Origin of the sequence: Haloferax prahovense DSM 18310, assembly GCF_000336815.1 — an archaeon.
Classification (GTDB): Archaea; Halobacteriota; Halobacteria; order Halobacteriales; family Haloferacaceae; genus Haloferax; species Haloferax prahovense.
This window is the reverse complement of record NZ_AOLG01000028.1, coordinates 25,750-41,113: the sequence shown is the minus strand read 5'-3', so window position 1 is coordinate 41,113 and position 15,364 is coordinate 25,750. Positions and strand designations below refer to the sequence as shown.

The following is a 15,364-nucleotide window of genomic DNA, read 5'->3' as shown; positions in this document are numbered from 1 at the left end:
CAGTACGGTCACTTATCCGTCTCCGGCAGAGAGTAGGCGGTATGACGATAGAAACCGGCGACTCCGTTTCGCTCGAATACGTTGGAAAGCTCCCCGACGGCACGGTCTTCGACACGTCGCGTCAGGACGTGGCCGACGCCGAAGGACTCTCCGAGGCGCAGGGCGACCGCGACTACGAGCCGCTCGTGGTCGAAGTCGGCGCGGGAACCGTCATCGAGGGCCTCGACGAGGCGCTCGTCGGCATGTCCGTCGGCGACGAAGAGAGTATCGAGATTCCGCCGGAGAAGGCCTACGGCGAGCACGACGAAGACCTCATTCGCGAGCACGAGACCGAACAGCTCCGCGAGGTACTCGGCGACGAGCCCGAGGAGGGACTGTACGTCCAGACCCAGCAGGGCGGCCTCGGCGAAATCGTCCACGCCGACGACGACGTGGTCCGCATCGACTTCAACCACGAGCTCGCCGGCGAGACGCTCGTCTTCGACGTCGAAATCGTCGACGCCAACTGAACTGAACTGAACTGAGCCGCGGTCTCGCGGTTCGACCGTTCTTCTCCCGCTACTCGCGCCACCATGCGACGGCGTACAGCACTCCGCCGACGAGAATCAAGACCGCGCCGACGCCGGCAACGCCGAGTCCGACGACGAGCGCGGCCCCGAAGCCGAAGTCGTCGACGTGCCCGTAGACGGTGATGCTGTGGAGCGTTCCATCCTTCTCGACGAGCGCCGGGAGGCGGTCCACGAAGGCGTCGTTCACCCGCGGTCGGTAGCCGAAGTCCTCGTCAGAGGAGTTCCGAAGGATTCTATCGACCGTCTCTCTCGCCTCCGGCGAGAGGTTCTCGTAGCGATACGCCCCTCGCTCGACGGTGGCGTTTGCGACGCGCTGGAGTGTGGCGTTTCGCGCGGTGACGACCGAGCCGTTTTCTTCCACGCTGAACCGGTAGTACTGCTGGCGCTCGCCGTAGGCGTCGTGGACGTACGTGTTGTTCCGCGCTATGGCTTGGAGGTCGGCTCTCGCGCCCGCCGCCGCGGTCCGGGCGGTGCCGTTCCGCATCGCCGCCGCCAGCGTCTCGCGGGTCTCGTTCGGCGCGCGGTACCCGCCGGCCGAGTACCGGTGGCTGACTTGGTGCACCGAAATCGAGACCGTCCGCCCGTGGCGACTCACGATAGTCTCGACGTCCGATTGGTTCGCGAGCGACACGGTCTCGGCTCGGTACGACTGCGAGGTTTGCGGCGGCGGCGACGTCGCCTCCGCGAGCGCGGGCAGGTACACCGGTGCGGGGAGACAGACGAGGCCGACCACCGCGAGGAGGAGGGCGAGTTTCCGGAGACGCATCGTCGGAAGTTCCGCCGAGCGCGGTAAGTGTTTTTTTGTCGCCGTCTCGCTCGCCTCACGGTCCCATCGCCGCGGTCGCCGGGCGACGCTCAGTCGTCCAGTCGCGAGTGCGCGTCGAGGCAGTCCCGAACCCGCTCGCGCTCCTCGCGGGCCGAAGCCAACTCGTCGGCCACGACGCCCCGCCGGAGGCGGTCGCGCTGGTCGTCGGTGAGTTCGGCGCGGGCGACCGCGGCGTCGCGGAGGCGGTCGTAGGACTCCTCGTACGTCAGTTCGTGGACCTCGCGGACCCGCGCGACCGTCTCGTCGCCGGCGAACCGACTCACCACGGCGACGAGTTCCTTCGTCCGCCAGCGGAGTTCCGAGGCGGGCTCCGGCGGCCACGACACGGTCAGCGGGTCGGCGTCGAGCGTCTCCAGAAACCGCTTGTTCGTCCCGACGGCCGCGGAGAACCGCTTGGGGTCGTCCACGTAGTGGTCGAGTTTCGACCGCGAGTAGCCGGCGTACTCGACGAGCGTTGGAATCGGCTCGTCGCCGATGGCGGCGGTTTCGAGGTACTCGCGCAGTCGCTCAGGGGGACTGGGCGTCTCGACGAGCGGATAGGACTCCGCGGCCGCCAGCCACGCGAGCACCTCGCGGGCGGGCGACTCGGCGCGGAACCGGTCGAACGCCTCGGCCACGGCGTCGTCGTACCGCTCGATGGGGTCGCGGAGTTCGTCCACCGGCGCGTCGATGTCGACCTCGCCGAGCCGCTCTACGCGTTCGAGGCGCTCGATTCGCGCGTCGAGTTCGTCCGCGCGCTCCTGCACTCGGCGACGGGCGCTCCGGTAGTCGTCTTTCGCCTCGTCCAGTTCGTCGAGGAGCGCCGCCTCCTCGCGGGCGGGGCCCAACTCGCGTCTCGCCTGCTCGAAGTCCGACGCCGACAGCGACGACGTGATGCCGGTGGTGAGCGACTCGTTGGCGGCGATGAAGGCGTCGCTGTGGCGCACGTCGGCGGGAACCTCCTCCAGCCGGTTCGACAGCGTCTCGCGGAACGCGACGTAGCCTTCGAGGTCGTCGGTCGCCCGCTCTTCGAACCGGTCGAGAATCCCCGTCACGTCGCTGACGGCTGACGAGAGCGTCCGAAGCTCCTCGCGGCCGATTTCGTCGACCGTCTCGCGTCGGCCGCGGAGGGTGTCGGCCGCCGTTCGGAGCGCCGCTACGGGGTCGTCGGCGAGCGCGGCGTCAGTCACGCCGCGGCACCTCGGGAGGGCGGCCCGTGCGCGGAATCGGTGTCATGCCCGACGAGTCGGTGCGCGAGGGTTGAAAACTTGGTGACCGAGGAAGACAGGACGGCAGTGGGTCGAGGAAGCCGAGTCAGCGCCGGTCTCGGCCGGTCGCCACGTCGAACGCGGCGGCGAGCGCGACCGCGAGCACGCACAGCGCGACCGACGGCGACAGGGAGAACAGGTCGACCATCCCGGGGAACGTGGCGACGACGAGGAGCGAAACGGCGTAGTAGACGCCGGCCACCGCGGCCGACGTACGGGCCGGCGCGGCGCGCAGTCGAGGGAGCGCGAGCATCGCACAGAGCGCGACGCAGCCGGCGACGACGACCGAACCGGGGAGCCCCGCTCCGGCGAGGTCGGCGCGCGCGCCGAGGAACGTCCCGAGGCCGAGCGTCGCGTTCAGATAGGCCGCCCGGCGGGCGAGAAAGCCGTACCCCGCGTCGGGGCCGAGGCCGATTTCATTGTCCTCGATGCGGTGCCACGGCGCGCCGACGGAGACGGCGTTCATGCGGAGCGCGCCGATGGCGAGGCAGGCGACCGCCAGCGAGACGACGGCCGCGGTCGTGACCGCCACGGGCGTCGAAACGGTCATGAAGGCGACCCAGAGCATCGGGAGCGCGAGGAGTAGGTGCTGTCCGAGCCCGAAGTAAATCGTCGCGTCGAGCCACGCGTCGACGCCGGTTTCGTCGTCGTCGCCGCCCTGTCGGCGGTGGCGTCGCGTCCGCGCGCCGCCGTGCGGAGACTCGTCTGTCGGTGCCATGACCGTCCGATTGTGACTGTCGAGTGATAACTGTGTGGTGCGGTTGGAGCTAGCGCCCCCGACGATGGCCGGTCCGCGGTCGCCGTCCGGCGAAAGGACTTACCGGCGACCGGGTGTATGACAGGCTATGTACGAGCGCATCCTCCTGCCCGTCGACGAGAGCACGTCGTCGAGCGCGGTTCTCCACCACGCCAGCGAACTCGCCCACTGGGACGACGCGGAGATACGACTGCTCTTCGTCGCCGACACGACCCGCGACAGCGTCACCGTGGTCGGGAACGACGTGGTCGACGCGCTCGAACGCGAGGGCGAGAGCGTCGTCGATGAGGCGGCGGAGACGCTCCAAAACCTCGGCGTCGATTACTCGACGGACGTGGTGCAGGGCAACCCCGCGCCCACCATCGTCGAGTACGCCGAGGAGTACGACTACGACCTCGTCGTGATGCCGACCCGCGGGCGCAAAGGCATCTCTCGACAGCTCCGCGGGAGCGTCACGGAGAAGGTCGTCCGCCTGTCGGACCGGCCGGTGCTCACCGCCCGCATGAAGCCCGACGAGGAGCTGACGTTCCCCTACGAGCGCATCCTCATCCCGACCGACGGAAGCCGCTCCGCGAAACGAGCGACGAGCCATGGCCTCGCACTCGCAGCCGAACTCGACGCGACGGTTCACGTCCTGTCGGTCGTGGACGACTCCGCGCTCGGCTTCGACGTTCGGTCGATGCTCTCCGGCGAAGAGAGCGAGCGCGGCGCAAACGAGGCGATTTCGAAGGTCGTCGAGGAGGCGAACGAACGCGGCGTCACGAAGCTCGCCGAAACCATCGAACACGGCTCGCCGAGCGAGGCGATTCGGGAGTACGTCGAAGGTAACGACATCCACGCCGTCGTCATGGGGGCCACCGGGCGGAGCGGCGTGGACCGAATCCTCCTCGGGAGCGTCGCCGAGCAGACGGTTCGGAGCGCGCCCGTCCCCGTCATCACGGTGTCGCCCGGCGAGGAGTAGCCGGGACGAATTGGAGGCGGCGGACCGCCCAACGCGAGCGGGTAGGCCGCCCGGATCGGGATACAGCTATTACCCGCGGGCGACGTATCGGCGTAGTAACGTGGTCGAACAGGACCGTCCCGGACGCCCGCCCAGCCCCGACAGCCGGAGGTCCCGGTAGCGATGCTTCGCGCGACCATCCTCCTCGAACTGAACGAGGACTACGTGCTGTCGCACGTGAGCGACCTCGTCGACGGGCCGGTCGTCGTGACGAACTGCGAGGTGCTCGGCGAGACGGACATCCGATTCGTCGTCGACGCCGGGGAGCACCGCGACGAGATGGCCGAACGGCTCGCCGCCAGCGAGGTCGTCCGCGACCTCGAACTCGTCGGCGACGACCAACTGCTCATCACGAAGCGGTCGTCCGGGGCGCTCCCCGTCATCCGCGAGAACCACGGGATGCTCCAGCGGATGAGCCAGTTCTACGGTCGCTCGCGCGTCTTCGACGTGGTCGTGTTCCGGCGGGCCGACCTCAAGGCCATCATCTCGGGGCTCCGGTCGCTCGGGACCGTCGAACTCCGCCGGCTGAAGCCCTTCGTCGGCCCTTCCACGCGGCTCTCGAAGCGGCAGGCCGAGGTCGTCGGCTACGCGCTCGAACGTGGCTACTACGACTGGCCGCGGGGCGTCACGGTCGAGGAAATCGCGGCGGCGTTCGAGGTGAGCCGACCGACCGTGTTGGAACACCTCCGGCGGGCGGAAAAGAAACTCCTCAGCGACGCGCTCGCCGATGCGACGACGCCCGCGAACCCCGACAGCACCTGACCTCAGCCGAGTCCGACTGCCTCCGGCGCACGCTGCACCCCGAATTTTGAGCACCTAGTACACCTGAAACACGTCACCATATCTTCGAAAACCACTATAAAGAGCCAACAGGTGTAGGCACTACTCCCGTGACCTCTAGCGGTGTACGTATTGTTTGCAATTACCATGATGAATGGGAATCACTCTCGTGGTGGTGACGGGCGGAAAACGCGCGGGTCGTCGCGCCGGACGTTCCTCGCGGCGGTCGGGAGCGCGGCGGCGGTGACGACGGCGGGCTGTCTGGGCGGCGGCGGTGGCGGCGGCTCCAACGAGCCGATTCGATACCTCTCGGACCGGGGCGACTCGAAGGACGTGATGGACGAAATCATCGCCGAGTTCGAGGAGGAGACAGACCACACGGTCGAGATGATTTACACGGCGAAGGGGACCTCCTCGGACGCCGAGATGCAGAAGATGGTCGCCGCTGGCAACCCGCCGGACCTGCTTTTCGACACCTCGACAGACGCGTATCGGCTCCAGCGCGACGGCGTCCTCGCGCCCGTCACGGGGGCGGTTCAGGACAACGACCTGCCCGACCCGGTCAGCGTCGGCGGCGAGTCGTACTTCGCGGCCGCGATGGTCGAACCACTCATGGGCTGGTACCGAAACGACGTGTACTCGGAGATGCCCGCGTCGTGGAGCGAGTGGGTCGAGGCGGCCGGCGAGGTGTCGGCCAACGAGTCGATGGAGGGCTACGTCATCCAGTCGGGCCAGACGAACAACGCCGACACCCAGATGACGCAGTACCTCTGGCAGAACGACGTGGAGATTTACGGCGGCCCCTCCGACGGCATCGAGGTCAGACTCGACAACGACGACAACCGACAGGCGGCCGTCGAGACGTTCGAGTGGGTCCAGTCGATGGCCGAACACTCGCCGAACGGCTCGGGGTGGGCGTGGGGCGACGCCATCGGCGCGCTCCAACAGGAGAACGCCGCGGCCATCGCCAGCGTCGGCGGCCTCCCCATTCTCACGATTCAGGCCAACCGACCCGACCTCGTCGAGAATCTCAGCCCGATGCCCTTCCCCGTGCCGAGCGGGGCCGCACAGGACAGGTGGTGGGCGTACATGGAGGGTCACCTCGTCCGCAACGACGGCCAGAACACCGAGGGCGCGCAGGCGTTCGTCGACTTCTTCACGAGTTCGTCGCGCTTCTTCGACTTCGTGCTCTCCGCGCCGCTGTTCCAGTTCCCGCCGACGCGGGAGCAACTCGACGCGCCCGAGGTGGCCGAAAACGAGGTCATCCAGCAGCACCCCGACGTGATGAATCTCGTCCGCGACAACTGGGACGCCTTCACGAGCGTCCTCGCGACGGGCGACGACGGCGCGCCGAACATCGTCGCGGCCGACGCCTACAGCGAACAGCTCTTCGGACAGGCGGCTGACCAGCTTCTCGTCGGCGGGCTCACACCCGACGAAACGGTCGACTGGTTGGCCGAAGAGCTCCGCGGGTTGCAATGAGTACGGCCCTCAAATCGCGGTTGGCGGCCGCCGGGTCGGCCCTCCGAGAGCGTGACGTGGACGGCACGACGCTCCTGTTGGCGGCGTGTTTCGTCCCGATGCTCGCGTTCTTCGTCGTGGTCTGGGTCATCCCCATCGTCTACGCGCTCGGGATGAGCCTGTTCGCGTCGCCGGTGCGGAACCCCGAGTTCGTCGGCCTCGGCAACTACGCGGAACTCCTCGGAAACGGCGCGTTCTGGGGCTTCCTCTGGAACAGCGTCGTCTACGCGGTGGCGACGACGGGGCTGAGCCTCGTCATCGGGCTGGGGCTCGCGCTCGTCATCAACCAGCGCATCCGCGGCGGCGACGCCCTGCGGACGCTGATGATTTTCCCCTACCTCCTGCCGACGCTCGTCGTCATCTTCATGTGGAAGTTCATCCTCGACCCCAACATCGGGATTCTGAACCAGTTCCTCGTCGACGCCGGACTCATCGACAAGCCGATAGCGTTCTTTTCGACCCTGGAGTTCGCCATGCCGGCGGTCGTCGTCACGAGCGTCTGGAAGTTCGCCAGCTTCGCCTTCTTCATCCTGCTCGCGCGCCTGCAGGCAATCGACCCCGACCTCTACGAGCGGGCGCGGGTCGAGGGCGCGACGACGTGGCAGGCGTTCCGCGACATCACCTTCCCGCACCTCCGCGGGGCGATCCTCATCATTCTCCTCGTCAGGGGTATCTGGATGTTCAACAAGTTCGACATCATCTACCTCTCGACCCGCGGCGGCCCGCTCCAGCAGACGACGACGCTCCCGATTCGCGTCTACCAACTCGCGTTCAGCGAGGTGAACTTCGGCATGGCGACGGCGCTCGCCGGCGTCATGTTCTTCCTCCTCGCCGGCGTCGCGGTGGTCTACTTCCGGGCGTTCGCCCCCGAAAAGGAGGTGGCGTGAGATGGCGACATCGACCGGTCGCAGCCTCGTCTCCCACGACACCCAGAAACGCCTCCAGCGAATCGCCGTCTACCTGACGGCGCTTCTCATCTCGGTGTTCACCATCATCCCGGTGTACGTGATGGTGGTCATCGCCATCCAGTCGCCGGCGACGACGTTCGCCGGCGGGCGGGTGAACCTGTTGCCCACCCAGCCGTCGCTCCGGAACTTCCTCGTCCTCCTCGGGTCGACCGACACGGTCCGGTACTTCGTCAACAGTCTCGTGGTCACGCTCGGTTCGACCGTCCTCTCGACGACTATCGCGGTCGCGGCGGGCTACGGCCTGACGCGCTTCGACTTCACCGGGAAGTCGCTGGCGGCGCGGGCGGTGCTGTTCTCGTACATGTTCAGCCCCATCGTCCTCGCCATCCCGCTGTACGTCGTCTTCTCGACGCTCGGCCTGCTCAACAGCCACTTCGCGCTCACCCTCGCGCTGACGGCCATCTCCGCGCCGTTCTGCATCTGGCTGATGTGGCAGTACTTCCAGACCGTCCCCATCGCGCTCGAAGAGTCCGCGTGGGTCCGCGGCGCGAGCCGCTGGCGCACGGTTAGAGACGTGGTCCTGCCGGTCGCCCGCCCCGGCTACATCTCCGCGGCCATCTTCGCGTTCGCCGTCGCGTGGAACGACTTCACCATGGCGCGCGTCGTGATGAGCCGCGACGAGATGTACACCATCACCGTCGGCGCGTCGCTGTTCTTGGACCGCGTCAGCATCGGCTGGGGCGAGACGATGGCCGTCTCGCTTCTCATCTCGATTCCGCCGTTCCTCATCGCACTGTTCCTGCAACGATACCTCCTCCAGGGCTTCAGCGTTGGAGGCCTCGAATAATGGCAACCAGCATCCACCTCGACACCGTCAGAAAGGAGTTTCGCACCCTCGGAAACACGCACGTCGCCGTCGACGACCTCAGCCTCGACATCCCCGAAGGCTCGTTTACGACCTTCGTCGGCCCTTCGGGCTGCGGGAAGACGACGACCCTGCGCATGCTGGCCGGGCTGGAGACGCCCACCTCGGGCACCGTCTCGTTCGGCGACGAGGACGTGACCGACCTCCCGCCGCAGGAGCGCAACGTCTCGATGGTGTTCCAGTCCATCGCGCTCTACCCGCACATGTCCGTCCGCGAGAACATCGGCTACGGCCTGAAGATTCACGGCGTCCCGAAGGCCGAGCGCGACGAGCGCATCGACGAGGCCGCCGAGGTCCTCCAAATCGAAGCGCAGTTGGAGAAGATGCCCGCCGAGCTCTCCGGCGGCCAACAACAGCGCGTCGCCCTCGGCGGCGCGTTCGTGCAGGACCCCGACGTGTTGCTGTTGGACGAGCCAATGTCCGACCTCGATGCGAAGCTCAAATCCGACCTCCGCGTCGAGATTCAGCGACTGCATCAGGAACTCGACACGACCGTCGTCTACGTCACTCACGACCAGACCGAGGCGATGACGATGAGCGACCAGGTGGTCCTCCTGCGCGACGGCGAACTCGCGCAGGTCGACCCGCCGAAACAGCTGTTCGACTACCCGAACTCGGAGTACGTCGCGCAGTTCATCGGCATGCCCTCGACCAACGTCGTCGACTGCGCGGTCGAGCACCGCGACGGCGAGACCGTGCTCGTCGGTCCCGGGTTCGAGCTTTCGCTCCCGGCCGGCGTCGACGCCCCGACCGCCGGCCGCGTCAGACTCGGCATCAGGCCGCAGTACCTCGATGTCGGCTCCGCCGGGGCGTGTCGGCTCTCGGTCGACGTGGAGGTCGTCGAGACGCTCGGCACCGAGTCCGTGGTCCACGGCCGCCTCGAAGACGGCACCCCCTTCGACGTGGTCAGCGACGCCGTCGACGACGCGGTCGCGGGCGACCGCCTCGACGTGTCGTTCGACCTCGCCGACGCGTTCGTCTTCGGCGAGGACGGCGAGACGATACTCTTCGGGTCTGAACGCGCCGGCGAGCGCTCGTCGTCGCCCGCGGGGACGGGGGGCGTCACTCCATGAGCGGCGACAGCGCCGAGCGCGCCGAGAGTACCGAGACTGCCGCGGGCGCGACCGCGTCGGCGACGCGAGGACTCCCGCTCGACGGCGTGCGCGTGCTCGAACTCGGCCATATCATCGCCGGGCCGTTCTGTTCGATGCTCCTCGCCGACCTCGGTGCGGACGTCATCAAGGTCGAACACCCGGAGGGCGGCGACCTCATCCGCGGGTCGTCGCCGGTCGGAAACAGCTCGTTCAACTACGTCAACCGGGACAAGCGGAGCCTCACGCTCGACCTCAAGTCCGACGCGGCACTCGACGCGTTCTTCGACCTGCTCGACGAGACCGACGTGGTCGTCGAGAACTACGCGCCGGGAACCGCCGAACGGCTCGGCATCGGCTACGAGCAGTTGAAAGAGACGCATCCGGGCCTCGTCTACTGCTCCATCAAGGGGTTCAATCCCGGCCCCTACGAGTCGTACCCCGCGCTCGACCCCATCGCGGAGGCGCTGTCGGGGCTGATGAGCGTCACCGGCCACGAGGGGATGCCCCCGGTCCGGTCGGGCACGAGCATCGCCGACATGGCCGCGTCGTTCTACGGCGCGATAGCGGTCCTCGGGGCGCTCTACCGCCGCGACCGGACCGGAGAGGGGTCGAAGGTGACCGCACCGCTGTTCGAGTCCACCGTCTCGATGATGGGCTACTGGCTCGCGTACACCGAGGCCTACGACGACGTGCCGGGTCCGATGGGCGCGTCGCACCCCAACTGGGCACCCTACGACGTGTTCGAGACGGCCGACGACGAGTGGGTGTTCATCGGTCCTTCGGGTGAGCGTCAGTGGGCGGCGCTCTGCGAGGCGCTCGCCCTCGACCTCCACGAGGACGGCCGGTTCGACACGCTCCCGGGCCGCCGGGAGAACCTCGACGAACTCATGGACCTGCTCCGCGCCGAGTGCGAGACCCACGACGCGGCCGACCTCGTCGCCGGCCTGCGCGAGGTCGGCGTCCCCGTCGCCAAGGTGAACTCGATGGACGAGGTCGCCGAGGACCCGCACCTGCGGGCGACCGACTTCTTCACCGAGGTCGAGACCGCCGAGGGAACGTCGCGGTCGGTCAGCGTCCCGCGGTTCCCCGTCGTCGCCAGCGGCTTCGACCGTCCCGAATCGACCGACCCGCCGAAGCTCGGCGAGCACACCGAGGCGATTCTCTCGTCGCTCGGCTACGACGACGCCGACATCGACGCGCTCCGGCGCGCGGGAGGGGTCTGAATGGCCGCCGCGGAGCCGGTCCTCCTCGACGTGACCTGCCGCGAGGGCGAACAGCGACCCGGCGCGTCCTACACGACGGAGCAGAAGGTCGCGGCCGTGCGCGCGCTGTCCGACCTCGGCGTCGACTACGTGCAGGTCGGCTTCCCGATTGCGGGCGCACAGACCGGAGCGGTCTGCGACGCCGTCGACGTCGAGACGAAACTGACGGGCATCGCCCGAGCCGTCTCGAAAGACGTCGAGGCCGCGGTCGACGCCGGCGTCGACGTTATCGACGTGTTCGCGCCGACCAGCGAGCGACAGCGGACCGAACTGCTCGGGAAGGACGCGGACGAACTGCGCTCGCTCGTCGGCGAGACGGTCGATTCCGCGACCGAGACCGGGCTGGAGGTCCACTTCACCGCGATGGACGGCTTCCGGACCGACCCCGCGTTCCTCGACGGCCTGTTCGACTCGATAGACGCGACGTACCTCACTATCGCGGACACCGTGGGCTCGAAGACGCCGTTCGAGGTTTCGTCGTTCCTCCACGACCTCGACACCGACCCGACCCGCCTCGGCGTCCACTTCCACGACGACCTCGGCGTCGCCACGGCCAACGCGCTCACCGCGGTCGCCCACGACGTGCAGAAAGTGGACGTGTCGGTCGGTGGTATCGGCGAGCGCGCCGGCAACGTCCCCGTCGAGGAGTTCGTCGTCGCGGCCGAGACGAGCCGCGCCGTGAACCGCCCGGCGCTCGACCCCTCGACGCTCATCCCCCGGGCGAACGACGTGTTGACGGCGCTCGGCGAGTCGGTGCCGGCGGAGAAATCGGTGCTCGGGTCGGACGTGTTCTCCCACGAATCCGGGCTCCACACCGCGGCGATGCTCGACGACCCGGCGACGTTCGAGCCGTTCGACCCGGCCGCGTTCGGCGGGTCGCGGACGCTCTACTTCGGCCCGCAGAGCGGGACCGGCGCGGCCCGGCGGCTCTTGGAGCGGGTCGGCGACGACCCCGACGAAACGCGGGTCGCGGCGCTCGTCGAGACGCTCCGGTCGCTCGACGAGCCGGTGCCGACCGACGAGGCGCTGGACATCGCCCGACGGCTCTGAGCCGTCGGCGCTCCGTCGGACTGGCCGACGCGCTCAGTATTCAGTTCCTTTTCTCGCGCGCTGGCCGGCGTCGATGGGGTGTTTCTCCTTTCGAACGTTGGTCACGAGGTCCGCGGCGTCGGAGACGTAGGTCGGTTCCTCGTGGCTCCCGGTCAACACGAGTTCGAGATGCTCGGGCTTTCGCTCCACGAGGTCGAGCACGTCTTCCTCGTCGAGCAGTCCCATCGCGACGGCGTAGAGGAGTTCGTCGATGATGAGGAGATGGACGCCGTCCTCCGGCGGGCCGTCGAGGGCGAGCGGTTCGGTGAGGTCGGCGTCGGCCGCGGCGTCGACGAGTTCGCGCGCCCGGTCGAGACCGGCGGCGACCTGCGCCTCGTGGTCGGCGTCGTCGCTCCCGTCGGCCATGCCGGCCCAGCCGTAGTGGCCGAGGTTCTCGAAGGAGAAGCCGGGCATCGCCGCGATAGCGTTGTACTCCCCGCGGACGGCCTCGACGGAGTCCGCGCCGCCCTTCAGGAACTGGAGCATGTGGACGCGGTAGCCGTGGCCGGCGGCGCGGAAGCCCATGCCCATCGCGGCCGTGGTCTTGCCCTTGCCGTCGCCCCACCACACCTGCACGAGGCCGAAGTCGTCGGGCGCGGCGGGTTCGATGGCGGCCGCTTCGGGGCGGACGCCGCGGCCAGGGGTGTTCGCTCGAACCGAGTCGGGGGTGGTCTCGTCGTCTGTCTCGGGATTTCCGTCGGATGCGTCGGTCATCGTTGAGTGTGAATCGGTGTCGCGTCGGGGTCGGATCGGTGCGGATCGGTCAGGTCCGTCCCGCCCCGCGTGGGTCGGTCGTCGGTCGGTGCTTGTCGCGGCTTCGTATATAGGGGTTCGCCGCCCTCGCTCCCGCGCTCTCACGCCCTCGCGCTCTCGCCGCGGTCAGTCCGCCAGCCGCGAGACGAAGCGGTCGAAGGCCCCGCTCTCGGGGTGGACGTGGGCGTAGGTGCCGAGGGTTCGGTACTCCGTGAGTCCCTCGCGGCCGTCGATACCGGTGCCGCGCTCCACGTCGAAGGCGAACCGGGCGTCGGTCGCGGGGTCGGCCGACGAGTAGTGGAACTCGTGGCCGCGGAGCGTCTCGCCCGCGTCGGCGGTCAGCGTCCCGTCGGTCGCGCGGAGTTCCACGTGGTCGAGCGCCTGATAGCGCTCCCGCATCGTCACGTCGGCGGGGAGGATACCGGCCATCTCGTGGGTGTCGCCGTCGGTCGTCGTCAGCGACTCGGTGAGCGCCATCAGGCCGCCGCACTCGCCGAACACCGGCAGGCCGTCGGCGGCCCGGTCGGCGAGCGCCGGGAGCGTCGTCGACGACGCGAGTTCCGCGGCGAACCGCTCGGGGTAGCCGCCGGGCAGATAGACGCCGTCGCAGTCGGGGAGGTCGTCGCCGGCGACCGGCGAGAAGTACGAGGCGGTTCCGAGCGATTCCAGTCTGTCGAGGGTCGACGGGTAGACGAAACAGAACGCCTCGTCGCGGGCGACGGCGACCGTCGGACCGTCGGAATCCGTAGCTTGGGACGACTCGGCTCGAATGCCCGCTTCGAACTCCTCGGTGTTCCACTCGGGTTTTCGCGCCACCTCGGCGAGCGCGTCGGCGCGAATCCCGTCGGCCGCGGCGTCGAGCGCCTCGTCGGACAGCGGGGCCTCGTCGCCGAGGTGGAGTCCGAGGTGGCGCTCGGGGATTTCGAGGTCGTCGCTCGGCGGGATTCGACCGAGATACGGCAGTTCCTCGGGGAGGGCGTCGCGGATGCCTTCGGCGTGTCGGCCGCCGTGGGCGCGGGAGGCGATGACGCCGGCCACGTCGGCCTCGATGCCCATGCGGTCCGCGTAGGTCCGGAAGCCGTAGGCCGTCGCCGCGACGCTCTGCATCCCGGCTCTCGCGTCCGCGACGAGGACCACGGGGAGGTCGAGGAGGGCGGCGACCCGAGCCGTCGAGGTGTCGCCGTCGTAGAGGCCCATCATGCCTTCGACGACGCAGATGTCGCCCTCGCCGCGGGCGTAGGTCCGGCGCATGCCGTCTTCGCCTTCGAGCCACGGGTCGAGCGTCAGCGACGGTTTGCCGACGACGGCGGCGTGGTGTGAGGGGTCGATGAAGTCGGGGCCGGCCTTGGCCGGCTGGACCGCGTAGCCCTCGCGTTCGAGCGCACGGCACACCGCGAGCGTCGTGACCGTCTTCCCGACGCCGGAGGCCGTGCCGGCGACGACGACGCCTCTCATCTGGTCACCGCGGCCCGGGTCGCGGACGGCGCTCCCGGCGGGTCGCTCGCGAGTCGAGACGGACGTTCAGCAGTCATATCAACAAGTGGAATTTCAGTAGTCAAAGTTGTGTTGGGTCGGTCGCCGGGGGCGGCGTCGGTCGGCGACTCGCGTTCTGTTCAGTCCCAGAGGTCGTACATGTCGTCTTCGACGCCGTCGGCGTAGTCGGTCCCGCCGTAGACGACGCCCACGTCCGAATCAACGTCAGTGTCCGCGGCCGCGCTCGTGCCGTCGTCCGCCGCCTCGACGGTTCCGACGACCGTCGCCTCGATTCGCTCGTCGTCGAGCGCGGCGAGCACCTCGTCGGCCTCGTCGCCGGGGACCGCCGCGAGGAGCGCGCCGGAGCCGAGAATCCGCATCGGGTCGACGCCCATCGCGTCGCAGAGCGCCCGCGTCTCGGGGCGGACGGGCACGTCGTCGCCGTCGACCTCGATTCGGACGCCGGAAGCGCAGGCGAGTTCGACCAGTCCGTTGAGGACGCCGCCCTCGGTCGGGTCGTGCATCGCGGTCGCGTCGGACGCGAGCACGGCGGATTCGGGGAGGACGCTGATGTCGTCGAAGAAGCCCGCGGCGCGCTCGACCGTCTCGGCGTCGACGCCGGCGGCATCGAGGTCGGCGCGGAAGTCGGTGGCGAGGACGGCGGTGCCCTCGACGCCGGCACCCTTGGTGAGAATCACCGCGTCGCCGGGTTCCGCGCCGCCGGTCGGGACGTACCGGTCGGTCGGACCCATACAGGTGAGCGACAGGAGCGGCCGGGAGAGACCGGCGACCGTCTCGGTGTGGCCGCCGACGATACTGATGCCGAGTCTGTTGGCCTCCGCGTCGAGTTGGGCGGTGATGTCGTCGAGCAGGTCCACGTCGGGTTCGGGGAGGAGGACGGTGCTCACGAGCCACTCGGGCACGCCCCCGCAGGCGGCCACGTCGTTGCTGGCGATAGCGACGCCGAGGGTGCCGATGCGCTCGGCGGCGAGCGAGATGGGGTCGGTGCTGACGACCATCGTCCCCTCGCTGGTGGCGACGGCGGCGGCGTCCTCGCCGTAGCCGGCCCCGACGAGCAGGTCGTCGTTGGGGGCCCCCGTCCGCGAGAAGACGTAACGGTCGAGGTCCGCAGGTGAGAGTTTGCCCATACACGTGGGTGA

General features: G+C 68.8%; 15 protein-coding genes. 9 read left to right on the top strand and 6 right to left on the bottom strand.

Annotated elements, in window-relative coordinates; all coding sequences use genetic code 11:
* Window positions 1-41: 41 nt before the first annotated feature.
* Window positions 42-509, top strand: coding sequence for an FKBP-type peptidyl-prolyl cis-trans isomerase (locus C457_RS08970; RefSeq protein WP_008093880.1), 468 nt, complete (start codon window positions 42-44; stop codon window positions 507-509).
* A 49-nt stretch (window positions 510-558) separates the two neighbouring features.
* Here C457_RS08970 and C457_RS08965 read toward each other — a convergent pair whose 3' ends face one another.
* The 3 genes from C457_RS08965 to C457_RS08955 all read right to left on the bottom strand — a co-directional run bounded on the left by C457_RS08965 (window position 559) and on the right by C457_RS08955 (window position 3,360).
* Window positions 559-1,335 carry a hypothetical protein gene (locus C457_RS08965; protein ID WP_008093878.1) on the bottom strand — a complete coding sequence of 259 codons (777 nt, stop codon included), beginning with the start codon at window positions 1,333-1,335 and terminating at the stop codon, window positions 559-561.
* Window positions 1,336-1,424: 89 nt separating this feature from the next.
* The gene (locus C457_RS08960) at window positions 1,425-2,564 is read right to left on the bottom strand and encodes a DUF7118 family protein (RefSeq protein WP_008093877.1); all 1,140 of its coding nucleotides are present in this window, start codon (window positions 2,562-2,564) and stop codon (window positions 1,425-1,427) included.
* A gap of 124 nt (window positions 2,565-2,688) precedes the next feature.
* Window positions 2,689-3,360 (bottom strand): hypothetical protein, encoded by a 672-nt coding sequence (locus C457_RS08955; protein WP_008093874.1) that lies wholly within the window; start codon window positions 3,358-3,360, stop codon window positions 2,689-2,691.
* Window positions 3,361-3,487: 127 nt separating this feature from the next.
* Here C457_RS08955 and C457_RS08950 point away from each other — a divergent pair, with 127 nt between their 5' ends.
* The 8 genes from C457_RS08950 (at window position 3,488) to C457_RS08915 (ending at window position 11,939) form a co-directional block, all read left to right on the top strand.
* Complete coding sequence (locus C457_RS08950) at window positions 3,488-4,360, top strand: universal stress protein (RefSeq protein WP_008093872.1); 873 nt, start codon at window positions 3,488-3,490, stop codon at window positions 4,358-4,360.
* 162 nt (window positions 4,361-4,522) lie between these two features.
* On the top strand, window positions 4,523-5,161 hold the full coding sequence (locus C457_RS08945; protein WP_004978354.1) for a helix-turn-helix domain-containing protein: 639 nt from the start codon (window positions 4,523-4,525) through the stop codon (window positions 5,159-5,161).
* 261 nt (window positions 5,162-5,422) lie between these two features.
* Window positions 5,423-6,661: an ABC transporter substrate-binding protein gene (locus tag C457_RS08940; RefSeq protein ID WP_049913470.1), complete on the top strand. Its 1,239-nt coding sequence runs from the start codon at window positions 5,423-5,425 to the stop codon at window positions 6,659-6,661.
* The gene (locus C457_RS08935) at window positions 6,658-7,587 is read left to right on the top strand and encodes a carbohydrate ABC transporter permease (RefSeq protein ID WP_004978357.1); all 930 of its coding nucleotides are present in this window, start codon (window positions 6,658-6,660) and stop codon (window positions 7,585-7,587) included. The genes C457_RS08940 and C457_RS08935 overlap by 4 nt, the downstream gene beginning before the upstream one ends.
* A gap of 1 nt (window position 7,588) precedes the next feature.
* Window positions 7,589-8,455 (top strand): carbohydrate ABC transporter permease, encoded by an 867-nt coding sequence (locus C457_RS08930; protein ID WP_008093868.1) that lies wholly within the window; start codon window positions 7,589-7,591, stop codon window positions 8,453-8,455.
* A complete protein-coding gene (locus C457_RS08925) occupies window positions 8,455-9,606 on the top strand; it encodes an ABC transporter ATP-binding protein (protein WP_004040844.1) in 1,152 nt (383 codons plus the stop codon). The genes C457_RS08930 and C457_RS08925 overlap by 1 nt, the downstream gene beginning before the upstream one ends.
* Window positions 9,603-10,850: a CaiB/BaiF CoA transferase family protein gene (locus tag C457_RS08920; protein ID WP_008093864.1), complete on the top strand. Its 1,248-nt coding sequence runs from the start codon at window positions 9,603-9,605 to the stop codon at window positions 10,848-10,850. Before C457_RS08925 ends, C457_RS08920 begins: the two co-directional genes overlap by 4 nt.
* A complete protein-coding gene (locus C457_RS08915) occupies window positions 10,851-11,939 on the top strand; it encodes a LeuA family protein (protein ID WP_008093863.1) in 1,089 nt (362 codons plus the stop codon). It abuts the gene before it with no gap.
* Window positions 11,940-11,972: 33 nt separating this feature from the next.
* Here C457_RS08915 and C457_RS08910 read toward each other — a convergent pair whose 3' ends face one another.
* The 3 genes from C457_RS08910 to C457_RS08900 form a co-directional block, all read right to left on the bottom strand.
* Window positions 11,973-12,692 (bottom strand): cob(I)yrinic acid a,c-diamide adenosyltransferase, encoded by a 720-nt coding sequence (locus C457_RS08910; RefSeq protein ID WP_008093862.1) that lies wholly within the window; start codon window positions 12,690-12,692, stop codon window positions 11,973-11,975.
* 165 nt (window positions 12,693-12,857) lie between these two features.
* Entirely contained in the window at window positions 12,858-14,186 is a 1,329-nt protein-coding gene (locus C457_RS08905; RefSeq protein ID WP_008093861.1) for a cobyrinic acid a,c-diamide synthase, read from the bottom strand.
* Between the two features lie 158 nt (window positions 14,187-14,344).
* On the bottom strand, window positions 14,345-15,352 hold the full coding sequence (locus tag C457_RS08900) for an AIR synthase family protein (protein ID WP_008093860.1): 1,008 nt from the start codon (window positions 15,350-15,352) through the stop codon (window positions 14,345-14,347).
* Window positions 15,353-15,364: the final 12 nt, after the last annotated feature.